The sequence below is a fragment of the Corynebacterium sp. CQ3829_602738 genome (assembly GCF_054478435.1).
Map to the genome: position 1 here is coordinate 224,950 of NZ_CM137003.1, position 24,525 is coordinate 249,474.

Here is a 24,525-nt window from a genome sequence, read left to right on the forward strand (position 1 = left end):
AGCCCCGTTTTTTATACGTTGCTCACGCCTTGGCGCACGTCACGCCACTCGGCAAGCTTGTTCTGGCCCTTTTGAATCAGGTAGCCGACAGACGAGCCGAGCACCACGCCCAGAAGCATCGCGAGCAGCGGGTAGTCCTGCAGGATGCGCCCGCCCAAGTAACCGACGCCGACGCTCAAAAACGCCCAGAGGATCACGCCGACGGTGTCGAAGAAGACGAACTTGAACCAGTTGTAGCGCACCGACGCCAGCACAATCGTGGCCACCCAGCGCGCCCAGGGGATGAAGCGGGCGACGATAATGGTCGCGCCCGCGCCGCGGTTCATGTTCCGGCGCACCCAGCGGATCGCCTGGCCCGCCTTCGACTCCGGGTCCAAGGCTTCCACCCGGTGAATGAGCTTGCCGCCGAGCGCGAAGCAGATGTTGTCGCCGATGATCCCGCCGATGGTCGCCGCAACGATCACGCCCCACACATTCGGCACCCCGCGCGAGGCGGAAAAGGCGCCCGCCAAGTTCAGCACCGTCTCCGAAGGCACCACGGGTGCCAGCGCGTCCGCGACAATAAGCACAGTCACCAGCGGGTAAAACACTGGCATCGCCATGAGCGTGTGCAGGAAATCGATGAGGGAATCGACCACGTAGACGCATCCTTTCCGCCCCCGCGGTAGACGGCACCGGGGCACCCGAGCAGTGTAGTCCTATTACCCGGGTGCACAATCGTGTGCTAGTTGTCTGTTAGGCAATAACTCTGTGCAAAGCGAGGTGTCAGTCAACGTGGCTGAAGGTGGCAAGACCCTAGTCATTGTGGAGTCCGCGACGAAGGCGAAGAAGATCCAGAAGTATCTGGGCGACGACTTTATTGTGGAAGCCTCCGTCGGCCACATCCGCGACCTGCCCGGCCGAGCCGCCGACATCCCCGCCAAGTACAAGAAGGAACCGTGGGCCAAACTCGGCGTCAACCCCGAGGACGGCTTCACACCCATCTACGTCGTCGACGCGGACAAGAAAAAGAAGGTCACCGACCTCAAATCCAAGCTCAAGCAGGCCGACAAGCTCCTGCTCGCGACAGACCCGGACCGCGAAGGCGAAGCGATCGCCTGGCACCTTCTGGAAACGCTCAAGCCGAAGGTGCCGGTGGAGCGCATGGTGTTCAACGAGATCACCGAATCCGCCATCCGCGAAGCCGCCGAAAACACCCGCGAGCTGGACATGGCGCTCGTCGACGCCCAGGAGACCCGCCGCATCCTCGACCGCCTCTACGGCTACGAAGTCTCGCCCGTGTTGTGGAAGAAGGTCATGCCGCGCCTGTCCGCCGGCCGCGTCCAGTCCGTGGCCACCCGCGTCATCGTCGAGCGCGAGCGCGAACGCATGGCCTTCATCTCTGCCGAGTACTGGGATCTGGTGGCGGAGCTGCACAAGGACGAGACGTTCGACGCGAAGCTCGTCGCGCTCGACGGCAAGCGCATCGCCCAGGGCCGCGACTTCGACGACCGGGGGCGGCTGAAGGGCGAGGCGGTGGTCGTCGATAAGCAAAAGGCGCACTCGCTTGCCGACGCGCTGGGCACCGCGCCCATGCACGTCACCGCAGTGGAGGAGAAGCCGTACTCGCGCAAACCGTACGCGCCGTTTATGACCTCCACGCTGCAGCAGGAGGCCGGGCGCAAGCTGCACTTCACCTCCGCGCGCACCATGCGCATTGCACAACGGCTGTACGAAAACGGCCACATCACCTACATGCGTACAGACTCCACCTCGCTGTCCAAGCAGGGCCTCGACGCCGCGCGCTCCGCCGCCCGCGAGCTGTACGGCGCCAATTACGTCACGGATGCGCCGCGCACCTACGACCGCAAGGTGAAAAACTCGCAGGAAGCCCACGAAGCCATCCGCCCCGCCGGCGAACGCTTCGCCACCCCCGGGCAGCTGGCTGGGTCTTTGGACGCCGAGGAGTTCAAACTCTACGAACTCATCTGGGCGCGCACCGTCGCCTCCCAGATGCAAGACGCCCGCGGCACCTCGATGAAGGTCACCGTTCAGGGCGACGCCGACGGCGAGGCGTGCGAATTCGCCGCAACCGGCCGCACCGTCACCTTCCCCGGCTGGCTGCGCGCCTACTCCGACCGCCAAGCCAACGAAACCCGCCTGCCGCAACTGGCCAAGGGCGACGAGTTGGCCACGCAGAAGGTCACGGCAGATGGCCACTCCACCAACCCGCCGGCGCGCTACACCGAGGCATCGCTGGTGAAAAAGATGGAGGAGCTCGGCATCGGGCGTCCGTCCACCTACGCGTCGATTATCAAGACCATCCAGGACCGCGGCTACGTCTTCGTCCGAGGCAACGCGCTGGTGCCGTCCTGGGTCGCCTTCTCTGTGGTGGGCCTGCTGGAGAACAACTTCGACGCGCTCGTGGACTACGACTTCACCTCGTCGATGGAAGACGAGCTCGACGAGATCGCCCACGGCAACCAGGACCGCACCAAGTGGCTGTCCGGCTTCTACTTCGGCGACGCCGACGCGCGCGAATCCATGGCGCAGGCACTCGCGCGCCGCGGCGGGCTGAAGCACATGATCGAGGACAACCTCGAGTCCATCGACGCGCGTGCCGCGAACTCGCTGAAGCTTTTCGACGATGCCGAAGGCCGCCCCGTCGTCGTCCGCGTCGGACGCTACGGGCCCTACATCGAGCGCGTGATCGGCGAAAAGGACGGCGAACCTGAGTACCAGCGCGCCAACCTGCCCGAATCCGCCACCCCGGACGAGATCACCCTGGAGATGGCTGAGAAGCTCTTCGCCACCCCGCAGTCCGGCCGCGAACTCGGCGTCAACCCCGCCAACGGCCGCACCGTGGTGGCGAAGGAGGGCCGTTTCGGACCGTACGTCACGGAGCTCGTGCGTGACGACGAGCGCGCCACCGCCGAAGCCCGCGCTGAGGAAGTCATCGCCGCGGAGCGCGCCGAGGAGGATAAGCAGCGCGCCGAGGAAGGCAAGCGGGCGAAGAACTGGGAGACCAAGACCGCGGCGGCGCAGAAGGAAAAGCGCATGGCGCAGCTTGTCGACGAGCAGCTCAAGCCCGCCACCGCGTCCCTGTTCTCCTCAATGGAGCCGTCGAGCGTCACCTTCGACGAGGCGATGCAGCTGCTGTCCCTGCCACGTGAAGTCGGCGAGGACCCGGCGGACGGCGAGATGATCACCGCCCAGAACGGCCGCTACGGCCCGTACCTGAAGAAGGGCTCCGATTCGCGCTCGTTGGCTTCGGAGGACCAGATCTTCTCCATCACCCTGGAGGAGGCCCGCCGCATCTACGCCGAGCCGAAGCGCCGCGGCCGCGCCGCCGCGAAGCCGCCGCTGAAGATGCTCGGTGACAACGACGTCTCCGGCAAGCCCATGACCATCAAGGACGGCCGCTTCGGCCCGTACGTCACCGACGGCGAGACGAACGCGTCCCTGCAGCGCGGCGACACCCCGGAAACCATGACGGACCAGCGCGCCAACGAGCTGCTCTCCGCCCGCCGCGCCCGCGAGGCTGAGGGCGGCGGCAAGAAGGCCACGAAGAAGAAGGCTGCAAAGAAGAAGGCGACCAAGAAGGCTGCCAAAAAGGCGACGAAGCCGAAGCAAACCACCAAGAGGGTGGTCAAGGCCCGCAAGCGCTAAAACTTCGCAACGTATACCGCGGTGGCGTGCTTGCGCCACCGCGTTTCGCGTTCTTGTGGACTACTGTGTTGCGGCGTCAACAATCGGCGGGGGTTATCCACAGATTTATTTTTGGGCCTTGTCGGGGTTGCGGTGCCGCCATAGCTTCTGGGCCATGAACTTCACTGACTTTGTTTCCGCAGGCGTGGCCGTGCTCGCCGACTTTGACCGCGACGTAGCTATGGCCGCCGGCCTGCCCACCGGCCGGGTGCGCGACCTGGCCCGGGTGCACCACACCTACTTTGGCCCGACCCAGTTCACCCGCAAACAACGTGACGCCCTCGAAGCAGCTCATGGTCTGCCTGTCGACCAACTCGTGCACATCGAGAAAAAGTTGCTCGCCGTCGAAGGGGCCGCCGAGCGCTGGCGCATCCGCTTAGACCTGGTGCGCCACCGCGGCTCATACAGGGCCCTGACAAAACGGATCAAACGGCTGATCAAACAACCCGTCAAACCCGCCCCACCCTCGTGCAAGTTTTCCCGCTCGAAGGCAGGCATGCGCACCATGATCCTCACCTACAACGAGCGCGACCTGGCGGACTTGGAGCACTTGCTGCGACAACTCATCGACGCCGACGACCCCGCCGCGGCCCAAATGGCCGACGCCCTCATCGCGATCCTCCGCGACGGCAAAGGCGTGCCACAGGCGAATTTCCGGCCGATCATCCTGGTGCCGATCGCCGACTGGGCCCGCATCCAATCAGGCACCGGCGATGAGGTCACGTTGATCTGCACCGACGGCACCACCATGACCGGTGCCGAATACATGGAGCACGAATTCGGCGACATACTCGAAGTCGCCGCGTTCCACCCCCAAGAAGGCCCCGTCAACCTCTACCACGCAAAGCGCTGCGCCAACCCCAAGCAAAAGGTCATGTCGAAGCTGCTTTGCCCCTCGTGTGCGTTTCCCGACTGCAAACACTCCGCAGAGACCACCCAAACCCACCACATCAACGCGTGGCGCTACGGGGGAATGACCAACATGGACAACCTCGCCGAACTCTGCCCCTTCCACAACGGGGTCAACGCCGACAACCGCAACGGCCCGTTCGGCTACATCGACAACCCGAACGCCCGCATCCACTGGGTCGCGCCCAACGGAGTCAAAGTGCCCATGACCACCCCGGGCGCCATGGAGCTGCTCTTCGACTAACCACACACCGAAAACCCGCCCCAAAAGGGCGGGCACATCGGCATGCCTAAAACTAGGAGCGGTCGGCCATGGTGGAGCGCACCGGGCGTGCCAGTTGCGTCATCTTGCCGCGGCCGCGCAGCTCCACGGACTTCATCAGCGTCCAGCGCTGCTGCTCCACCTCGTTGGCCGCGCGCAGGGTCCCGGCGTTGGTCAGCACCAGGCCCGGGGTGTCCTTTGCCATGTCGGTCAGTCGCGCCGCGGCGTTGACGGCGTCGCCGATCACGGTGTACTCGAAGCGGTCTGAGCCGCCGATATGGCCCGCCACCACATGCCCGGACGCCACACCGATGCCGGCGCGCAGCTCTTGCCCGGCCAAATCCCGCTGGAGTTCGCGGGCGGCTTGGAGGGCGTGCGAGGCGGCGTCGTGAAGCGAAACGGGCGCCCCGAACACGGCCAAGGCCGCATCGCCCTGGAACTTGTTGATCACGCCCTTGTTGCGGTGCACCACCTCGACCACGACGTCGAAGAAGTCGTTCAGCGCCGCGACGACCTCCTCCGGCGTGTGGTCCACGGCGTAGGTGGTGGACCCGACGACGTCGATGAACAGTACCGCCACCTTGCGCTCCTCGCCGCCGAGCTCCGGAATCTCCTCCAGCGCCTTCTGCGCCACCTCTGCGCCGACGTACTGGCCGAAGATGTCGCGCACGCGCTGGCGGTCGCGCAGCCCCTTCATCATCTCGTTGAACCCGGCCTGCAGCACGCCGATCTCGGAGCCGTCGTAGATGTCCACCTGTGTGTTCTGCTCGCCGCGGCGCACGCGGTTGATCGCGCCCTGCAGCTCCTTGATCGGGTCGACCACGCTCATGATCACCAGCGCGGTGCCCACAAAACCGGTGGCCATCCCGGCGGTAATCAGCGCGACGATCGCGGAAGTGAGCTCGCCGACGTTGCCCGTGAAGTAGCCGTGGCGCTGCGCCACCGTCAAAAGCAGCACGCCCACCATCGGCACGGCGGAGGTGGTGAACCACGTCAGGTAGAGCTGCCACTTGATCGGCGGCTGCAGCGTGGAGTCCTCGAAGCGGCGCGCCAGCGCGGATGCGGCGATGGGGCGCACGAGACGCTCGGCCTGCAGGTAGGTCAGCACGGCGGTGACGAAGGTGGTCAGCGCGGCGGTGGCGAGGACGACGGTGGCCAGGCGGACGTCGACACGCCAAGCCCCCACAGTGACGATCGCGGTGCCGATACCCCACACGCCCACCACAATGATGGTTTGCAGCACCGGCAGCCGCATGACCAGGTGGCGCACCATGTTCGGGTCGTGCCCGTCGGGGTGGCGCTGCCATTCCAGCACGGGCCGGAACAGGTACAGCGTGACCACCACGCCCAGCACCACGGCGATTGCCGCGTAGATCACGCCGATGGCGCCGAGCTGCCCGCCGAGGCCGAGTTCGCGCACTTCCGGCATGGGGATGAGGTAGCGCACGAACAGCATGCAGCCGATCGCGGCGATGACGTTGGTTCCCAGCACGGTCGCGGCGTACAGGGGCCATGACGTGCCCCAGAGCCACCGCAGCTCGCGCCAGAATCTTTCCATGGTGTATCACCTTAGCGCGCGGGTACTGTGATCATCCGTGACTACCCGTAGCGTCAGTGAGCGGCTTGCCGGTACTCCGGCGGTGCGCGAGACAATCATGTCGGCGGCCAAGGCTGCAAGGCTTGGCGACGGCTACGCCATGACCCACGCCTGGCTTTTCACCGGCCCTCCGGGGGCGGGCCGCTCGCAGGCCGCGTTGGCGTTCGCGGCAGCGTTGATGTGCACGGACCCGGTGGAGATCGGGTGCGGGCGTTGCGAGGCGTGCCGGTTAGCGCTGGCGGGCTCGCACACGGATTTGCTGCACGTGGTGCCGCAGCGGGTGAACATCCCGGTCGACTACGTGCGCCGCACGATCGTGCCGCAAGCGGCCCGCCTGCCGACGGTCGCCGCCTGGCGCGTCATCGTCATCGAAAACGCCGACCGGTTGAACACGGACGCCGCCGACGCGCTGCTGAAGACCGTGGAGGAGCCGCCGGAGCACACCGTGATCATCATGTGCGCCCCGTCGGCGGACCCGCAGGACTTCTCGCAGACGCTGCGGTCGCGCTGCCGCCACCTGTACGTGCCGGCGCCAACGGAGGACGAGGTTGTGCGCATCCTGGTCGAGGAGGAGGGCGCGACCGAGCACGACGCCCGGCTTGCCGCGGCCGCGACGATGCGGCACGTGGGGCGTGCGCGGCTGCTGGTGCGCTCGGACCAGGTGCAAAAGCGCCGCTCCATGGCGATCAACCTGGCGGAGCTGGTGTTCCACGGCGCGCAGGCGTTCCAGGCCGTCGGCGCGCTGGTCACGGCGGCGGAGAAGGAGGCCGTGGAGGCCCACAAGGCCGAGGACGAAGCCGAGCGCGCGAAGCTGGAAAACGCGCTCGGCATGGGCGCGAAAGGCAAGGGTGCGGGCAAGGCGCTGGGTGGCGTTGCGTCGTCGATAAAAGCGCTCGAAGAAGAACAGAAGAAACGCGGCACCCGCCGCAAGCGCGACATGTTCGACCTGGTCCTGGTGGACCTGGCGGGGGTGTACCGCGACGCGATGATCATCCAGTCCGGCGCGGGGCTTGCCCTGATCCACCCGGACTACGAGGGCCTGGCGCGCGAGATCGCGGAGCGCACCACGCCCGAAGGCCTGGTGGAGTGCCAGGAGGCCATCGCGCAGTGCCGCGAGCGGCTGGCGCAGCAGGTGCAGCCGGCGGTGGCGTTTAACGGCATGCTGGGCCGGATCCGGCTCGCCTGCAAAGTGTCCTGAGCTGCCGGTTTCTTAGTTTTCCCCGGCTGCACTACACTTTCGCGATGGTGCATCTTTGTATGCCCGGCCACCTTAGCTCAGTCGGTAGAGCATCTCACTCGTAATGAGAAGGTCGCGAGTTCGATTCTCGCAGGTGGCTCAATTTTTTTGCCCTAAACCGGGCAAAAACCGCGGCACAACCTTGCCGACGGCGTTGCGCGGCAGCTCGTCGACGAAGTGCACGTCGCGGGGGATGGAGTGGTCGGCCAGGTGGGCGCGCACCCAGTCGCGCACCGCGTCGGCGGTGATGTCGGCGCTTTTGACCACCCACACGGCGATGCGTTTGAACATCTGCTCGTCGTCGACGCCGTGCGCGTACACTTCGCCGACTCCCGGCATGTCCTCGAGCACTTCCACCACGGACTGCGGGTGGACGTTTTCGCCGCCGACGATGATCATGTCGTCGTTGCGGGACTGCACGTGCAGGTACCCGTCGTCGTCGAGGTAGCCCAGGTCGCCCATCTCCACCAACCCGTCGATCTCCACCATCTCGGTCGCGGGGTTGGTGTAGCCGCGCAGCGCGGTTTCGTTGTACAGGAAGATGCGTCCGGTTTCGCCGGGCCGGACTTCTTTCCCTTGGTCGTCGTAAAGCTTGAGCACCGTGCCGGGCGGGACTTTGCCCACGGTGGTGGGGTCGGCCTGCATCTGCTCGGGCGAGGCGGCCGCGGCGAGGGCGAGTTCGGTGGAGCCGTAGATGTTGGCCAGGATCGGGCCGAAGCGCTCCGTGGTGCGGCGCAGCAGTGCGGGGCTGACGGCGTTGCCGGCGGAGGCGAGGTAGCGCAGCGAGGACGTGTCGTAGTTTTCCTGCAGGTCCAGCATCTGTTTGAAGAAGATGGGCGAGGAGATCAGCCCGTCGCAGCGGTAGCGCTGGATGTCGCGGAAGCAGGCCTCCGGGTCGAAGATGCGGCGGGTGACGATGGTCGAGCGCGTCGCCAGCGCGACCTGCAGCGCGGACCAGCCCCAGGTGTGGAAGATCGATGCGGTCAGTTGCACGGTGTCGCCCGCGCGCCACGGGATGGCTTCGAGGTAGCCGGCGACCACGAACGGCATGCGCGGTTCGGGCCGCACGATGCCTTTGGGGATGCCGGTGGTGCCGGAGCTCATCAGGACGAGGTTGCCGTGTTTCGGCCAGCGGGGCAGTTGCCTATCGACGTCCATCCGGACCACCTGCCCAACCGAAAGCCCCTCGCCGCCGTCTTCGTGGGCGCGGACGATCGTGATGCCGTCGGTGTTGGCGGGGAGGCGGTCGGCGAATTCGTCGTCGATGAACAGGACGTTGATGTCGTTTTCGGCGAAGATGCCGGCGAGCTGCTCCGGCGAGGAGCCGATGTTGAGCAGGAAGATATGCGCACCTGCGTAGCCTTTGGCGGCCAGCGGCAGGATGATGCCGCGGCCGTTGCGTGCCATCACGCCGATGCGAAGCTCGTCTAGGCCGCGTTCGTCTTGCAGCGCGAGGAGCCATTTGGCCAGCGAGCGTGAGTCGTCGCGGAGTTGGCGGTAGGTGAGGACGCCGGTGTCGTCGATAAGTGCGATGCGGTCCGGTGCGGCGGCGGCACCTTGTTCGACCTCGCGGGCGGTGGTGAACCAGTAGCGCGCGAGGTTGGGTGCGAGCGCGAGGGCCGCGCGGGGGCCGCCTTCGGCGCTGACGAAGCCGGCGCGTGTAACGGCGGGCACGAAGCGGGCGAAAGACTTGAGTAGGAACAGCGGACGGTGGGTGGGTCGCATGTGGATAATGTAGCCTACTGTTACGCAAGTTCCCCCTGTGAAAGGATTTCGCCGTGTCATTTTCCCGCCGCATCGCCGCCGCCTTCGTTGCGGCGGCCACGCTTCTCGCCCCGCTCGCCCCGGCGGCGCAAGCGCAGGACCGCAACATGGTCATCTTCGGCGACTCTGTCATTTCCGACCCGAACATGGGCCAGTGGGCCGCAGGCAAGCTGGGGCTCGACCCGCGCGGGCGCTCCGACAACGGCACCTGGTGCCCGACCTCGCCGACGAACTGGGGCAAGCGTTCCGCCGCCAAGCTCGGCCTGGCCGCCCGCGACTACTCCTGCACCGGCGTGGTCACGATTTCGAAGGGCCCGGGCCTGTTCCAGCAGGTGGACCGCGCGATCGCGGACCGCGGGCTGTCCCCGGCGACCGCGCGCGTGATCATCTCCGTCGGCTTCAACGACACGTACAACAACACCTCGCGCCCGGACGCCGACATCCGCCGCGACTTCACCCGCTACATGGTCCCGCAGATCAACCGCATCCGCGCCGCCGCGCCGAACGCGCGCATCCAGATCGTGGGCTACCCGAAGATCACCGCCGGCGACCGCGTGTGCCTGTTCCACATCGCCCCGAACGTCTCCGATTGGACCCGCTTTAAAGACGTGCAGCGCTGGGAGAACCTCGCGCAGTGGATGCAGGTGGACACTGCCCGCGCCGCCGGCGTGGAGTTTTTGGACCTGAAACCCTCCACGTGGAACAACAACATGTGCGCGCCCGACAACACGCGCATGTGGGCCGGCCTGGTGGACTTCTACGGTGGCCCGGGCAACCTGCCCATCCACGTTAACCAGCGCGGACACGAGCACGTGGCAAACGTCATCGCCCGCTCGTAGTGTTGGGGGACATGACACAGACTGTTCAAGGCGTAATCGCCCGCGAAAAGGGCGCCCCGGTCGAGGTCGTGGACATTGTGATCCCCGAACCCGGCCCCAACGACGTCGTAGTCAAGGTCCAGGCCACCGGCGTGTGCCACACGGACCTGGCCTACCGCGACGGCGACATCGAGGACGCGTTCCCGTTCCTGCTCGGCCATGAGACGGCCGGCGTCGTGGAAACGATCGGCGAGGACGTCACCCACGTCCAAGAAGGCGACTTCGTGGTGCTGAACTGGCGCGCGGTGTGCGGCGAGTGCCGCGCCTGCCGCAAGGGCGACACGAAGAACTGCTTCAACACCCACAACGCCTCGCAGAGCATGACGCTTGACGACGGCACTCCGCTCACCCCCGCCCTCGGCATCGGCTCGTTTGCAGAGAAGACCCTCGTGCACGAAAAGCAGTGCACGAAGGTCGACCCGGAGGCCGACCCGGCGGCGGCCGGCCTGCTCGGCTGCGGCATCATGGCCGGCCTCGGCGCCGCGGTGAACACCGGCGACGTGCAGCGCGGCGAGTCTGTAGTCGTGTTCGGCCTCGGCGGTGTGGGACTTGCGGCTGTGGCCGGTGCGGCGTTGGCGGGGGCGACGACGGTGGTGGCTGTAGACGTCGATAAGCGAAAGTGCGACGTTGCCACCGAAAAGTTCGGCGCTACCCACGCCATCTGCGCCAAGGACATGAGCGAGGACGAGGTGATCGAGGCCGTGCGCGAGCTCACCGACGGCTTCGGCGCCGACGTCGCCATCGACGCGGTGGGCATCCAGCCCACCTGGCGCCAGGCGTTCTACTCCCGCGATTTCGCCGGCCGCATGGTCATGGTCGGCGTGCCCAACCAGACGGACCACGTGGACATCCCCGCGATCGACCTGTACGCCCGCGGCGGCTCCATCAAGCCGGCCTGGTACGGCGACTGCCTGCCGGAGCGCGACTTCCCCACGTACGTGGAGCTGTACAAGCAGGGCCGCTTCCCGCTGGGCGAGTTCGTCTCCGAGCGCATCGGCGTGGGCGACATCGAGGAATCCTTCGCCAAGATGAAGCGCGGCGACGTGCTGCGAAGCGTGGTGGAGTTCTAATGCGCATCGACAACGTCGTCACCTCCGGCCTGTTCAAGCTCGACGGCGGCGAGTGGGAGGTGGACAACAACGTCTGGATCGTCGGCGACGACTCCGAGGTCTACATCATCGACGCCGCCCACAACGCCGAAGCCATCGCCAAGGCAGTGGGCAACCGCCGCGTGAAGGGCATCCTGGCCACCCACGGCCACTCCGACCACATCGACGCCGCGCCCGAGCTGTCGCGGCTTGTGGACGCCCCGGTGTACCTGCACCCCACCGACGGCTTTTTGTGGCAGCGCCAGAACCCGGGCGCGCACTACCGTCAGCTCCTCGACGGCGCCACGTTCACCGTCGCCGGCACCGACCTGCGCGTGATGTCCACCCCGGGCCACTCACCGGGCTCTGTGGTCATCTACGCCGAGGAAGCCGGCGAACTCTTCTCCGGCGACACCCTGTTCCAGGGCGGGCCGGGCGCGACCGGACGGTCGTTCTCCTCGTTCGACACCATCATCCGCTCCCTGCAGAAATCCGTTTTGGACCTGCCGGCGGAGACGGTGGTGCGCACCGGCCACGGCGACCACACCACCATCGGCGCGGAAGCCCCGCACCTGGAGGAGTGGATCCGCCGCGGCTTCTAGCGCTCCGCGTCCTGCTCCGGCGCCTGCGCGTTCTGCAGCGCGACGGCCCGGGCCAGGCGCGCGTAGCGCAACTCCTGCTCGCGGAAACGCGTCCACGTGGAGATGGTGACGAAGAAGAACGCCACCACCAGCACGTACAGCATCAGGTCGGTGCCACGGGCCACGCCCAGCCAGTTCGCCACGACGGTCACATCGTCGGGGCGGGCAATTGCCCACACGGCAGCCACCATCATGAGGGCGAAGCCGATTTTTACCCAGGCTTTGGCGTTAGCTTTGCGTCGATTAGCAAAGAAGTACCAGGCCAACGCGACAACCGCGAGCAGCAACAACGCCTGAATCATGGCAACCTCCTTGCAACGAGCCCGTCGGCGAGAATGTTCACGCCGTTGATCAGCGACTGGCCCTTCGACATCGAGTACTCCGTGTAAAGGATGTCCACCGGCTCCTCGTCCACGCGCCAGCCGTGCTTGTCAATCATGGAGACGATCTCCGAGGCGTGCGACATCCCGTTCATGCGGATGTTCATCTCCTCGGCCACCTTGCGGTTGAACGCGCGCAGCCCGTTGTGGGCGTCCGTCAGCCCCAGCTTCTTCGTGCGCGGCGAGAGCATCACCACCGTCTTGAGCACCGCCCGCTTGATCCACGGCACCTGCGAATTCTCCTGGCCGGCGAAACGCGTGCCGACGATGATGTCCAACGGCTCAGTGCGCAGCCGCTCAATCATCCGCACGACGTCTTTGACCTGGTGCTGGCCGTCCGCGTCGAAGGTGACAAAGTACTGCGCGCCGGGCTGTTTGCGGGCGTACTCCACGCCGGTCTGGATCGCCGCGCCCTGGCCCAGGTTGACCGGGTGGTCCACTAGGTGGGCGCCGGCGGCGCGAATCTGCTCCGCGGAGTTGTCGACGGAGCCGTCGTTGACGCCCACGATGTTGGGGAACGTCTCGCGCGCGTGCGTGAGCACGTCGAAGATGACCGTGCCCTCGTTGTAGCAAGGCACGATCAGCCAAGTGTCTGAAAATCCGCTCATGTCGGAAGTTAGGTTACCTCCCGCGGTGGAACAAAGCGGCGTACACGCGCCGGAGCAAACCTGTGGGTAGCGCGCGGTACGCGGTGCGCGCCGCCAGGTTGAACGCGGCCCGCGGGCGCGAAATCAGCCCGTAGGAGACCAGGTTGCGCTGCATTTTTGCCTCCGCGGCGAGCATCTCGCGGCCGGTGCGGCGGGCGAACTGCGCGTCGGTGACCTGGAAGTCCGTCAGCGACTCGGGCAGGTTGCGCACCTGCCAGCCGCCGGCGATCAGGCGCGCGTAGAGGTCGTAGTCCTCCATGAAGTGCACGTCCTTGTACCCGCCGACCTCCTTGACCGCTCGCGTGCGCAGCATCACCGAGGGGTTGTTCACCGGCGAGTTCATCTTCGCGTAGGCGTGCGGGTTCTCCGGCAGCGCGCGCACCTTGCCGGTATCTCCCGGGGTGTGCGCGAACTCTTCGACGGCGCTGCCCAGCGCGGCCACCTCCGGGTGCGCCTCCATATACTCCAGCTGCCGGGCGAAACGCTCGGGTTTCGCGGCGTCGTCGGAGTCCAATCGCGCCGTGTATTCGGAATCGATCGTCGCCAGCCCTGCTTGCGACGCTGGGCCCGCGCCCACATTCTCCGGCAGCCAAATCACTCGGGCATCTTGCTTCTCGACGACCTCCCGCACCCCCTCGCCCACCGGCCCATCTGCCACAATGACCAGCTCATCCGCCGGCCGCGTCTGCGCCCGCAGAGAGTCGAGGGCGCGCTCAAGGTCGTGCGCGTCGGTGCCGTGGTAGACGGTCACCAGTGCCGTAATCCTCGCCATTGTCTACGCGGCGCTGTTGTCGAGGTACTGCGACAGCGCTGCCTCAATGACCGACAAGTCGCTGGTTCCTTCTTTGCGCGCCCGCGCCTGCACCCGCTCGGCGAGCGCTGGCGGCAGCATGTCCACCAGGCCGGGGCCCCAGGACACTTCGGCGCTGCGAATGCGCTCGTCCGACCAGCCCCGCTCGAAATCCTCAGCGGTGCGCATCTCATCAGGGGTCATTGCGCTCACATTCCTTCCAAGTAACGTTTACGGGCCGGCATGGCGTGGAAAATCTTCTCTGAGCCATCAGCGTATATTTCACCGCCAATTTCTAACAGCCTTGCCTGGGAATCGAACCCGATACGGATGACCTTGAGTGGGTCATCCCGTTCGACGAATTGCTTCACATAACGCTTCCACGCCTGGAGGATGTCATCAGAGCTCGCCCCGTGCTTATGTGCGGACGGCAAGATCCGCGGCGAGTTCTTCTGCATTGTCTAGTCCCTTGCTGCGTCGATGAGGTAGCGGCCGTAGCCGGATTTCAACACCTGCTCGCCTAGGGCCTCCAGCTGCGCGGCGTCGATGAAGCCCTCGCGGTAAGCCGCCACCTCCGGCGAGCCGATGACGGTGCCGGTGCGCTTCTGCAGCACCTCGACGTAGGCGCTGGCCTCGCTCATCGAGTCGATGGTGCCGGTGTCCAGCCACACGTCCCCGCGGTGCAGGCGGTGCACCTTCAGGTCGCCGCGGCGCAGGTACGCCTCGTTGACGGAGGTAATCTCCAGCTCCCCGCGCGCCGACGGTGCGATGGATTTGGCGATCTCTACGACGTCGTTGTCGTAGAAGTACAGCCCCACCACAGCGAAGTTGGACTTCGGCGCCTCCGGTTTCTCCTCGATGGACAGCGCGGTGCCGGAGGTGTCGAACTCGACCACGCCGTAGCGCTGCGGGTCCGAGACCTCGTAGGCGAAGATCGCCCCGCCGTCGATGTCGCGCACACGCCCGAGCGCCTCCGAGATGCCGTTGCCGTCGAAGATGTTGTCGCCGAGCACGAGCGCCACCGAGCCGTCGCCGATGAACTCCTCTCCGATCAAAAACGCCTGCGCCAGCCCCTCTGGGCGAGGTTGTTCGGCGTAGTGGAGCATGACGCCGAGACGTGAGCCGTCGCCAAGCAATCGCTCGAAGTTCGGCCGGTCCTCCGGCGTGGTGATGATCAAAATCTCGCGAATACCCGCGCTGATCAGGGTGGATAGCGGGTAGTAGATCATCGGCTTGTCGTAGATGGGCATGAGCTGCTTTGAGATGCCCTGGGTGATCGGGTACAGGCGCGTGCCCGAGCCGCCAGCGAGGATGATGCCCTTCATGACAGGGAAGTCTAGTTGGAGCTTCCGAAACCAGGGGGCGCACCTTCTTCCCACCTACTTAACACCCAACTTCCCACAGTGTGAAGTAGGTGGGAAGTTGGGTGTCATGTTGCTATCGAGTCCTCCGGTAGCGCTGCCGTGGACTCCTTAGGGGCTCTGTCACCTCCGCGACTCCTTCAGCCAGTAGTTGATTCAGACTCTTTTGAACCGCGGTACGGCTGAGCCCGGAAGCTTCTTTCAGCTCTGTCGTCGACCAGGAGGTCCGCTCCTGAAGCAGGCGAGAGACCTTCTCGTAGGCGGTTTCAAGAGTTTCTGTAGAAGCAACCTTTCGCTTGTGAAACGTCACTGTGAAGTGCGTTAACGTGTTGCTGAACTCGGGAGGTGGCATGAGGGCGCTTGCAGTTGCGGACCGCATGACTGCGATTCCCGTTCCACGGCTTTCGGCCACGGTGCCGCCGCTGGAGAAGCTCAGATCCTCCAGAAACGTAGAGAGTAACTGGTTGCGGGATGTGGATACACCCGGCTGGCCGAGATTTTCCGCCGTTACTCCGCCAAACAGCCCTCCGGGGTTGGAGATCTGGAGTCTGTCCGCATACATATCGATCTGGACGGGGGTTCCCAGCGCGGTGGGAGAGTAGTCTCGGTGCATGAGAGCGTTGACCAGCGCTTCTCGTATGGCCACTGGTGGGTAGTCAGGCACGTCCTTCCGGAACACCCCTTCGATCAGGCCCGCAGTGCGCATGTTTTTCTCCACAAGGCGCACACCTTCCTCGACCATTTCGGGGATGGGGCCGGTAATTCGTGCGCTGTCGAGCAGCCGGAATCCTTCAGTTACGTCTCCCTTTCCGGTCCCCGGGTAAAGGGCGAATGTGACCGCGAGCCGAGGGTAGAACTGCTGTGGATAGTCGCCCATTGTGAGCAGAGACGCAAGGGTGGGGTTGTCGTCGCGTAAGACTTGGAGGCGGCGCAAAGCAGTCGGCATACCGTCCGCAAACGTCTTCTCTCGGGCGGCCTGTTGCTTCTCGGTGTAGTGCGAAAGTGTCTTTTCGTCGAGATCTTCGAGCGACGCATCGGGCACAGGTTCGCGGTCCCAGGACGGTTGGCCCTTGTTCTCTACGATTCGGTCTACCTCATAGGGTGTGAGCCTGCGTTCACTGTCGCCCGCCCGAATGTAGCTGCCTTTGTATAGTCCGCGTTCAGTGACATAGCAGGGCTTGTCTTGCGGCTCCATTTCGGGAACTTCCGCAACAAGCACCTGTCCAGACTCCAACGGCACGATTGAGATTTCTGGACGGACTGGGGGAGAGAGCTGATCGCAGAAACTGGTCAACGCGTCTCGGGCAGTTTTCGGGTTAAAATCTTGCACGACTGTGAAACCATCGATTTCACTCACACCGGCAATTAGGATGCCGCCGCCACGGTTTGAGAATGCGCTCAGAGTTTCCAGCACGGCTCTTCCGACCCCGGTTTTCGCCTCAATGCTGGAGCTTTCGGCACCAACAGTGCGAAGTTGGTTGATCATCTCCGCGAGCTCGTGTTCCAACATAACACTCAACTTAACACCCAACTTCCCACAGTGTTAAGTAGGTGGGAAGTTAAGTGTTATGTTGCCCCGGCACCAGCTACCGCAGCGCGACGTAGAGCGCCAGCGCCGCGCGCCAGTTCGTCGGGCTGAAACCCGCGGCTGTGATCTTGTCCAGCGCCAGGGTGCATTCGCGCGGGCGGGACGCTTCCACGCCGAACTCGGCGCCGTACTGCTCGGTGGTCACGGGGTGGACGTCCGCTGGGTCGCCGCCGACGGCGACAAACACGGCCATGGCGATCTCGTCGCGTGTGACGGGGTCGCCGTCGGAGGTGATGTTGTACACCCCGTACTCGGCACCGGTGCCCAGCAGGTGCGCGATGCCTTTGGCCAGGTCCTCGGCCCAGGTGGGGCGCCCGCGCTGGTCGCACACGACCTTCGGCGCGGCGCCGCGATCAGCCAGGTCGGCCATGACGGACATGAAGTTGCGGCCGTCGCCGAACACCCAGCTCGTGCGCACCACGTAATGCTTCCGCGCCACCTGCGCCGCCGTGTCGCCCGCGGCCTTCGACGCGCCGTACGCGCTCAGCGGTGACGGCACCTCCGCCTCGTCGTGCACCTCGACGCTGCCGTCGAAGATGTAGTCGCTGGAAACATGGACCAACGTCAGGTCGTGTGCATTGCTTATCGACGCAAGCTCCGCCGGCGCCGCCGCATTCACCGCCCATGCCCCGGCCCGGTCGTCCTCCGCGCCGTTGACGTCGTTGTAGGCGGCGCAGTTCACGATGGCCCAGTAATCGGCCCAGTCGATGCTGGGCGGGTTCGTTATATCGAACTCGTCGTGGCCCACGAAGTGGGCCTGCTCTTCCGACCAGATCTGGCGCAGCGCGCGCCCCAGCTGGCCGTTGGCGCCGGTGACGAGGATGCGGCGTGGGGGCAGCGGAGTGGCGTCGATAAGCATGGGGTGCTCGAGGTCCTTGGCGGACAGCTCGGTGGGCTCGAGCGGCCAGTCGACTTCTTTGTAGGAGCAGAACGCGCCGCCGGGGGAGTAGCGCTGGTTGACCAGGTAGATGTAGGTGGTGTTGTCCTCGAGCGCCTGGAAGCCGTTGGCCACGCCGCGCGGGACGTATACGGCGGTGTCCGGCCCGATCTCGCAGGTGAACTTCTCCCCAAACGTGGCGGAGCCTTCGCGCATGTCCACCCACGCGCCGAACACGCGGCCGGTGGCCACGGAGACCCACTTGTCCCACGGCTCGGCGTGCATGCCGCGGGTCGCACCCCGCCGGGCGTTGAAGCTGACGTTGTGCTGCTTCGGGGTGAGTTTTTGGCCGGACCAGTTCTCTTTGAACCAGCCGCGGTTGTCTTCGTGGACGGTGAGCCGGTGGACCTCGAGGCCGTCGATGGTGGTGGTTTTAGGCACTGCGACGGGTCACCCGAGCTTGAAAGTGCGCTGTGTGAGAGGCTTCTCGGATGCTGCTGCAATCCGTTTTGCAAACTCGGCGTTGGCCTGGCGCTTAGCCTGGCGGTTCACACGCCGAGCCTCCACCACGTCTTGTTCTAGCCGCAATCCTTTGGGGAAGTAGTTGGTTGTCATTTTGAGCTCCTCTGATACGTGCGTCAGTGCCGCTCGGCGGCACCGCGAAACGCTGCTAGCAAGCTTGCGACAAGCAGCAAGCTTTCTTCATCCTGCGAGGTGAATTCTGCATCAGTCCGTGTATCCACGGTGAGTAATCCATACGCAACGTTACCATCGCCACCGGACACCGAAGCCGACACAAAACTGCGGTAAAGCCGATCGGAGAGGTTATTTATCGCAACCGTTTCTTTCGGCGATTTCACGAGCACCATCATTTCGGTGAATCTCGTTTGTCCTCCTTTGTGCGTCTTCGGCGGGTCTAACTGGCAGCCAAAATGCGCCCGGGGTGTAAGCATCTCGGTTCCTTGTGCGTCGAGGCCGTACTCGAAATAGATCACTCTTGGTTTCAGCGGACCGAAAACTTCCTCTCCGAGCGCTCGCACAAGATCCTCCAAAACGGCGTTGTACCGTTCGAAGCGTTCCTCTTGAGAAAGTACGTCCGATACTGGAACCGACGGGATGTATGAGGCGGCAAGCTGTGTAGCAGCAAGTGCTCGCCTGCTTCGAAGTTCATCGTCCTCGGTGCGGAGCCGCTGCAGCAAGCTGCGGATGGTCAGTGGCACGGTGCCAACTAGAACGAGTGCTACCCCAAGCCAGAAAGTTCCCACCGTGAGTAGCCCCGGCATCGGGTGTGTAGCCGCGGCAGCGGACAGGAATATTCCTCCTACCAGCGGAAAAATCCACGGACCGACGATGACAAAAAACTCCCAGATGAGTATGCGTGCACGTCGCATATGATCCCCTCCCCATTTCTGGGGAACAGGGTATCACTGCCCCCGCTGCGCGTACCCGCTCTCAATGCCTGCCTTGTCGTCTTCCCACCACCAGCGGTTGTCGGTGTACCAGGCGATGGTCTGCTCCAGCCCGCTGCGCAGGTCCGTGTGCTTCGGCGCCCAGCCGAGCTCGCGGCGCAGCTTAGTGGCGTCCATGGTGTAGCGCTGGTCGTGGCCGGGGCGGTCGGCGACGTGGACGTATTCGCCGCCCATCAGCTCGCAGATGGTCTCGATGACCTGCTTATTCGTGACGTGCGCGGAACCGGGAGAGCTCGCGCCGATGTTGTAGGTCTCGCCGATGCGCCCGCGCTCCAAAATCGCGAGGACGGCGGCGTTGTGGTCGTCCACGTGGATCCAGTCGCGCACCTGCGCGCCGGTGCCGTAGAGCTTGGCGGGCTGGCCGGTGAGGATGTTGGTGATCTGGCGGGGGATGAACTTCTCTATGTGCTGGTAGGGGCCGTAGTTGTTGGAGCAGTTCGAGATCGTCGCGCGCACCCCGAACGAGCGCACCCAGGCGCGCACGAGGTGGTCGGAGCCGGCCTTCGTCGCTGAGTAGGGCGAGGAGGGGTTGTACGGCGTGGTCTCGGTGAATGCGTCGGTGCCGCCGAGCTCGAGGTCGCCGAACACTTCGTCGGTGGAGATGTGGTGCAGGCGCTTATCACTCTTGCGCACCGCCTCCAGCAGCGCAAACGTGCCGACAAGGTTGCTGTGCACGAACGCGGACGGGTCGCGCAGGGAGTTGTCGTTGTGCGATTCGGCTGCGAAGTGGATGACGGTGTCGTTGGCGGCCACGAGCTCGTCGATAAGCGATTGCTCGCAGATGTCCCCCTCGACGAACTCGATGCCCTCGGGCAGGTTCGCGCGGTTGCCTGCGTAGGTGAGTTTGTCCACGACGGTGACGCTGAAGCTTTTCGACGCCTGCCGGACAAAATTCGCCCCAATGAACCCCGCACCGCCAGTGACCAGCAAACGTTCCATAGCCAGCTACCTTACAAGGCCCGCCAGGTGCACGAGCGCGCCGACGATCGGCCCGGCGAACAGCGCCACCACCACGGTGGCGGTCACGCCCCACGGCGCGAGGAAGAGCACGGCGAACGCGGTGGCGGTGGCGGCGAGCCAGCCGGCGACATAGAACGCGTGGCGCTCTAAGGCGAGCACGGCCACACCGGTGATCATGAGCATGCCCATGAACGCGGAGGCGAAGGTGAGCAGGCCGAGCGTGAGGCTGCCCACGAAAAGCTCCGGCTTGTACGCGACCCGCAGGATCCACGGGCCGATCAGCCAGGCTGCCGCGAAGCCGATGAGGCCGACGCCCAAGATCGCGCCGACGGGTGCGGCAAGCGCCTTGTAGACGTTGTCGCGGCGCTCCACGAAGCGCACCACCAGCGCCGACTGGAAACGCTGCAGCGGCACCAGCACAGGGGCGCGGGTGAGCATGACGGCGTTGTTGATCGCGGCGACCGTCGCGCCCGCGGTTGCAGCGGGGAAGGCGGCGGACGCGGCGGTGGGAAAGCCCGTGATCAGCGCGGCCGACGCCCCGGAGGCCACCATGGCGGAGCCGACGCGGCGCAGAAACGCCCCGCGGTCCACGTCCAGGTGCACCCGCACCGGCGCGAAGGCGAGGATCACCGCCCAGCTCAGCGCGCCGATGACGGTGATGGCCAAAAATTCCACCAGCCCGCCGCCGAGCGCCCACACCACCACGGCCAGCACGAGGCGCACGCCGGAGTCCAGGGCGACCAGCGCGGCGTAGCGGTTCCACAGCCCGGAGCCGCTCAAGATGCCGGAGAGCACCGCCTGGAAGGCGTAGCTGATCAGGCCCAACGCCAACAAGCCCGTGGCCGTGCCGGGGTGGGTGGGCACGATGCGGCCCATGGCGAAAACCCCTGCCAGCAGCACCACCGCCGCGACAACCGCGCCGACCGCAGCGCCGAGCTTCCACGGGTTGGCGCTGCCACGCACGTCCGTTTCGCGGGAGGCTGCCACGGCGCGGGTGGTCTCCTGCGTGATGCCGTCGATGAGCCCGGTGCAGGCGAAAAACAGACCCCAGTAGGCCAAAAAGGAGTTGTAGCCGTGCTCCGCGTCCAGCGCCCAGCTGGCGATCCACATGACCACAAAGCCGCTGGCCGCGGCGAAGATGGTGGCCAGGGAGAGGTTTCTCACGGGCACTCCGGAAGCTCGGGGTGGTTGATCCACGCGTCGATCACGTCGCCGACAGCGATGCCCTGGCGCGCGAACGCGTTGACCAGGTCGAAGGGCTCCACCACACCGTGGGCGCCGCGGGCCACGTAGTCCCGGACCGCAGCGAAAAACGCCGGGTCGCCGGCTTTGCGGCGCAGCGCGTGCAGCGTGATGGCGCCGCGTTTGTACACGCGGTCGTCGAACATGTCGCGCGCGCCCGGGTCGGCCAGGGTAAACCGCATGGGCGTGATGTTGTCGTAGTGGGTGCGCACGGAGGCGTCGATAGGCATCTGCCCCGAAAAGTCCGCCCACAGCCACTCGGAGTAGCAGGCGAAACCCTCGTTGAGCCAGATGTCCTCCCACTGCGCGATGCCCAGCGAGTTGCCGAACCACTGGTGCGCCAGCTCGTGCGCGATGAGGCGCTCGTTGCCTCGCAGGTGGTTCACGCCGAAGATGGACAGCCCCTGGGCCTCGAGCGGGATCTCCAGATCTTCTTCGTGCACAACCACCTGGTAGTTCTCAAACGGGTAGGGCCCGAAGACGGTTTCGAAGTAGTCCAGCATGGCCTGCTGCTTGTCCAAATCGCCCACCTGAGTCGCCGCCGGCAGCCACGCCACCGTGTTGCGCCCTAAATCAACGCGGTGGAACTGGCCCACCTGCACCGTGGCCAGGTAGGTCGCCATCGGGCGGGCGGTGGTGTTGGTCACCGCGACGTACCCGCGGTCCGCGCGCACGTTGAAGGTGTAGGTGGCTTTCTCGTCCGGGGTGTCGTCGCAGGGGAACCAGGACGGCGCGCCGTTGGGCTGGTTGGCGGTCAGTGCGCCGTTGTCCAGCTCCTCCCAGCCCAGCATGCCCCAGGCGGTGCGGCGCGGGCGCGGGGAGCCGGCGTAGCGGATGATCAGCTGCAGCTCAGTGTCCACCGGGATGAACTGGTCGAAGGTGATGCGCAGCTTGCCGCCGTGGTGGCGGTAGCGCTTGACGCCGAAGCCGTTAGACGCCTCCACGCGGCGCACCGACAGGCCCTGGGTGAGGTCGAGGGTGAGGTGGTTCAGCTCGCGCCAGGTGTTCAGCGTCAGGGTCGCAGTTGCTTCGAGACGGTTCGGCGCAACCTTGTAGTCGAAATCCAGGTTGTAGTGCGTGACGTGGAAGCCCAGGTTGAACTCCACGCCGGTGTAGCGGTCGCGGGTGCCGGGGATGGGGGTGGAGCGAAGCCTCAGGTTACTCATATCGCCGGGAAGTCTACGCCAGCGGTTGGCCGATCTTGTCGTCGATCCACTGGTAGATCAACGCCTCCACCCGCGACACCTGTGCATTATCCGCGGCGCCGGCGTGCCCGCCTGCGGTGTTCTCGAAATAGTCCACCGGCTGGCCCGCCCGCCACAGCGCGAGGGCGAAGGTGCGGGCGTGGGCGGGGTGGACGCGGTCGTCGCGCGTGGAGGTGGTCACCAGCGCCGGGGGATACGCCACGTCCTCGCGCGGGCGGACGTTGTGCAGCGGCGACCAGGTTGCAATCGCTGCGCGCTCATCGACGTTGTCCGGGTCGCCGTACTCCGCCATCCACGACGCGCCGGCGGACAGGGTGTGGTAGCGCAGCATGTCCGTCAGCGGCACCTGGATCACGGCCGCGCCGAAGCACTCCGGGTACTGCACCAGCGAGCCGGAGGTGAGCAGCCCGCCGTTGGAGCCGCCGCGGATGGCAATCTGCGCAGGTTCGGCGTAGCCGCGGGCGACGACGTCCTCGAGCACCGCCTTGTGGTCCTCCCACACCTTGTGCCGGTTGGTTTTGACCACCTGCGAGTGCCACTCGGGGCCGAACTCGCCGCCGCCGCGCAGGTTGGGCTGGACGTAGAAGTTGCCCTGTTCCAACCATGCGATGCCGCGCACGTTGGAAAACGCGGGCGTGAGCGAGACCTCGAAGCCGCCGTAGCCGCCCACCAGCGTGGGACGTGCACCAAGGGAGAAGTCGCCGGTGATGAAGTACGGCAGCCGGGTGCCATCGGCGGAGGTCACCCAGTGCTGGCGGGTTTCCAGCCCTGCCGTGTCGAAGTGGGCAGGCGCGCGCTTGGCCTCGGTGAGTGCGCCGGAGGCGTCGCCGCGCAGAAGCGTTGTCGGCGTGGTGAAGGAGGACGCGGCGACCCAGAACTCGTCGCCGGCCAGCGGGCTGGAGGCAACGACGTGCGCGCTCGCGGCCTCCGGCAGCGCGAGCTCGGTGCGCTCCCAGGTGCCCAGCGCGATGCGGGAGATGCTGGTGGCCACGTCCACCAGGCAGGTCAAAAGCAGCGCGTTTTCAGTGAACGCGATCGCTTCCACGGTCGCGTCCTGCTCCAGCACGGCGAACTCTCGGCCGCCCTGCTGGAACGCTTCGAGCTCGATCACGCCGAGCGCGCCCGCGGGCACGCCCGCGAACTCGGTGCGCGGCTGGATGAACAGCCACTTGCGGTGGGGGATGGCGTCGCAGTCGTCCGGCACGTCCAAAAACTCGCCGTCGACCCACGTTCGCGAGGTGTAGAAATCGAGCGCCCGCGTGACGACGGTCCTCCGGTCCACCACGTCAAACCCCGACCACACGCCAACGTCGTCGGGTTCGCCGGTGAAGGTGACGGTCTTGCCGCCGTCGCGGGTCCAGCGCGCCACCTGCATGGGGTAGCCGGAGTTGGTCACCGTGCCCGGGCCTTCGTCGGTGCCCACCAGGATGGTGTCGCGGTCCACCCAGTCGACGGAGGTTTTAGCCTCGTCGATGGTGAAACCGCCGTCGGCCGCGTCGACGAAGGTGCGGTGTTCAAGGTCGAATTCGCGCACTACCACCGCGTCCGCGCCGCCTCTCGACAGGCGGATCAGCGCCCGGTCCCAGCTCACAGGCAGCACGGTGGCGCCCTTGTACACCCAGTCCTCGCCTTCTTCTGCGGCAAGCGCGTCGACGTCGAGGAGGACCTCCCAGTCGGGTTGCTCCTCCCCGAGGAACGAGGCGAGGGTCGTGCGCCGCCAGAGTCCGCGCTGGTGCTCGCCGTCGCGCCAGAAGTTGTACAGGTACTCGCCGCGCCGGGTGACAAACGGGATCCGGTCGTCCGAATCCAACGCGGCGCGGATCCGCTCGCGCAGCGCGGACGAATCGAGCCGCGCTTCTGTTGCGTCGGACCACTCCCGGGCCCATTCCAGGGCGGGGGCGCCCGTGAGGTCGTCGAGAAGCTTGGGCTCGATGTCGCGCACG

23 protein-coding genes and 1 tRNA gene are annotated in these 24,525 nt (G+C 65.7%); 7 read left to right on the forward strand and 17 right to left on the reverse strand.

The features are described 5' to 3' along the window. Positions 1-11 precede the first annotated feature (11 nt). Entirely contained in the window at positions 12-638 is a 627-nt protein-coding gene (locus tag ACX1NL_RS00960; protein ID WP_301612575.1) for a DedA family protein, read from the reverse strand. Between the two features lie 136 nt (positions 639-774). Between ACX1NL_RS00960 and topA the strand changes: the two genes are divergently transcribed. Both topA and ACX1NL_RS00970 read left to right on the forward strand, forming a co-directional pair. Beyond that, positions 775-3,648 (forward strand): type I DNA topoisomerase, encoded by a 2,874-nt coding sequence (topA, locus tag ACX1NL_RS00965; RefSeq protein WP_458898391.1) that lies wholly within the window; start codon positions 775-777, stop codon positions 3,646-3,648. Positions 3,649-3,802: 154 nt separating this feature from the next. Further along, positions 3,803-4,840, forward strand: coding sequence for an HNH endonuclease signature motif containing protein (locus tag ACX1NL_RS00970; RefSeq protein WP_458898392.1), 1,038 nt, complete (start codon positions 3,803-3,805; stop codon positions 4,838-4,840). A 52-nt stretch (positions 4,841-4,892) separates the two neighbouring features. On the opposite strand, the gene ACX1NL_RS00975 is transcribed toward ACX1NL_RS00970, so the two are convergent. Then, positions 4,893-6,416 (reverse strand): adenylate/guanylate cyclase domain-containing protein, encoded by a 1,524-nt coding sequence (locus tag ACX1NL_RS00975; protein WP_458898393.1) that lies wholly within the window; start codon positions 6,414-6,416, stop codon positions 4,893-4,895. A 37-nt stretch (positions 6,417-6,453) separates the two neighbouring features. On the opposite strand from ACX1NL_RS00975, the gene ACX1NL_RS00980 reads away from it, so the two are divergent. Continuing rightward, entirely contained in the window at positions 6,454-7,653 is a 1,200-nt protein-coding gene (locus tag ACX1NL_RS00980; protein ID WP_458898394.1) for a DNA polymerase III subunit delta', read from the forward strand. A gap of 66 nt (positions 7,654-7,719) precedes the next feature. Then, positions 7,720-7,792 (forward strand) — tRNA-Thr (locus tag ACX1NL_RS00985). Here the strand turns inward: ACX1NL_RS00985 and ACX1NL_RS00990 are convergent. Beyond that, positions 7,792-9,417: an AMP-binding protein gene (locus ACX1NL_RS00990; protein WP_458898395.1), complete on the reverse strand. Its 1,626-nt coding sequence runs from the start codon at positions 9,415-9,417 to the stop codon at positions 7,792-7,794. The two genes, ACX1NL_RS00985 and ACX1NL_RS00990, sit on opposite strands and share 1 nt — an antisense overlap. Positions 9,418-9,470: 53 nt before the next feature. Here ACX1NL_RS00990 and ACX1NL_RS00995 point away from each other — a divergent pair, with 53 nt between their 5' ends. Genes ACX1NL_RS00995 through ACX1NL_RS01005 form a run of 3 tightly spaced genes read left to right on the forward strand, consistent with a single transcriptional unit; the run spans position 9,471 to position 12,024 of the window. Next, complete coding sequence (locus ACX1NL_RS00995; RefSeq protein ID WP_448238972.1) at positions 9,471-10,295, forward strand: GDSL-type esterase/lipase family protein; 825 nt, start codon at positions 9,471-9,473, stop codon at positions 10,293-10,295. A gap of 11 nt (positions 10,296-10,306) precedes the next feature. Beyond that, positions 10,307-11,404 carry an S-(hydroxymethyl)mycothiol dehydrogenase gene (locus ACX1NL_RS01000; protein WP_269952119.1) on the forward strand — a complete coding sequence of 366 codons (1,098 nt, stop codon included), beginning with the start codon at positions 10,307-10,309 and terminating at the stop codon, positions 11,402-11,404. Further along, positions 11,404-12,024, forward strand: a complete 621-nt coding sequence (locus tag ACX1NL_RS01005) for an MBL fold metallo-hydrolase (RefSeq protein ID WP_458898396.1) — start codon at positions 11,404-11,406, stop codon at positions 12,022-12,024. The genes ACX1NL_RS01000 and ACX1NL_RS01005 overlap by 1 nt, the downstream gene beginning before the upstream one ends. Here ACX1NL_RS01005 and ACX1NL_RS01010 read toward each other — a convergent pair. The 14 genes from ACX1NL_RS01010 to ACX1NL_RS01075 form a co-directional block, all read right to left on the reverse strand. After that, the gene (locus ACX1NL_RS01010) at positions 12,021-12,365 is read right to left on the reverse strand and encodes a DUF2304 domain-containing protein (RefSeq protein WP_259351809.1); all 345 of its coding nucleotides are present in this window, start codon (positions 12,363-12,365) and stop codon (positions 12,021-12,023) included. The genes ACX1NL_RS01005 and ACX1NL_RS01010 overlap by 4 nt on opposite strands. Further along, positions 12,362-13,051, reverse strand: a complete 690-nt coding sequence (locus tag ACX1NL_RS01015) for a glycosyltransferase family 2 protein (protein WP_269952122.1) — start codon at positions 13,049-13,051, stop codon at positions 12,362-12,364. The genes ACX1NL_RS01010 and ACX1NL_RS01015 overlap by 4 nt, the downstream gene beginning before the upstream one ends. Positions 13,052-13,064: 13 nt before the next feature. Beyond that, positions 13,065-13,862, reverse strand: a complete 798-nt coding sequence (locus tag ACX1NL_RS01020) for a glycosyltransferase (RefSeq protein ID WP_239306992.1) — start codon at positions 13,860-13,862, stop codon at positions 13,065-13,067. A 3-nt stretch (positions 13,863-13,865) separates the two neighbouring features. Continuing rightward, positions 13,866-14,084: a hypothetical protein gene (locus ACX1NL_RS01025; RefSeq protein ID WP_293831530.1), complete on the reverse strand. Its 219-nt coding sequence runs from the start codon at positions 14,082-14,084 to the stop codon at positions 13,866-13,868. A gap of 5 nt (positions 14,085-14,089) precedes the next feature. Further along, entirely contained in the window at positions 14,090-14,338 is a 249-nt protein-coding gene (locus tag ACX1NL_RS01030) for a toxin (protein ID WP_181890085.1), read from the reverse strand. 3 nt (positions 14,339-14,341) lie between these two features. Continuing rightward, positions 14,342-15,205 (reverse strand): glucose-1-phosphate thymidylyltransferase RfbA, encoded by an 864-nt coding sequence (gene rfbA / locus ACX1NL_RS01035; protein ID WP_181890084.1) that lies wholly within the window; start codon positions 15,203-15,205, stop codon positions 14,342-14,344. 112 nt (positions 15,206-15,317) lie between these two features. Further along, positions 15,318-16,760 (reverse strand): ATP-binding protein, encoded by a 1,443-nt coding sequence (locus ACX1NL_RS01040; protein WP_458898877.1) that lies wholly within the window; start codon positions 16,758-16,760, stop codon positions 15,318-15,320. 67 nt (positions 16,761-16,827) lie between these two features. Beyond that, positions 16,828-18,147 (reverse strand): sugar nucleotide-binding protein, encoded by a 1,320-nt coding sequence (locus tag ACX1NL_RS01045; RefSeq protein WP_458898397.1) that lies wholly within the window; start codon positions 18,145-18,147, stop codon positions 16,828-16,830. A gap of 9 nt (positions 18,148-18,156) precedes the next feature. Beyond that, positions 18,157-18,321: a hypothetical protein gene (locus tag ACX1NL_RS01050; RefSeq protein ID WP_239306988.1), complete on the reverse strand. Its 165-nt coding sequence runs from the start codon at positions 18,319-18,321 to the stop codon at positions 18,157-18,159. 23 nt (positions 18,322-18,344) lie between these two features. Next, complete coding sequence (locus ACX1NL_RS01055; protein WP_269952126.1) at positions 18,345-19,097, reverse strand: hypothetical protein; 753 nt, start codon at positions 19,095-19,097, stop codon at positions 18,345-18,347. A gap of 33 nt (positions 19,098-19,130) precedes the next feature. Further along, the gene (gene rfbB / locus ACX1NL_RS01060) at positions 19,131-20,114 is read right to left on the reverse strand and encodes a dTDP-glucose 4,6-dehydratase (protein ID WP_458898398.1); all 984 of its coding nucleotides are present in this window, start codon (positions 20,112-20,114) and stop codon (positions 19,131-19,133) included. A gap of 6 nt (positions 20,115-20,120) precedes the next feature. Next, a complete protein-coding gene (locus ACX1NL_RS01065) occupies positions 20,121-21,299 on the reverse strand; it encodes a hypothetical protein (RefSeq protein WP_458898399.1) in 1,179 nt (392 codons plus the stop codon). Next, positions 21,296-22,543, reverse strand: a complete 1,248-nt coding sequence (locus ACX1NL_RS01070; protein WP_458898400.1) for a M1 family metallopeptidase — start codon at positions 22,541-22,543, stop codon at positions 21,296-21,298. Before ACX1NL_RS01070 ends, ACX1NL_RS01065 begins: the two co-directional genes overlap by 4 nt. Positions 22,544-22,556: 13 nt before the next feature. Further along, complete coding sequence (locus ACX1NL_RS01075) at positions 22,557-24,524, reverse strand: prolyl oligopeptidase family serine peptidase (protein WP_458898401.1); 1,968 nt, start codon at positions 24,522-24,524, stop codon at positions 22,557-22,559. Between the last annotated feature and the right edge of the window lies 1 nt (position 24,525).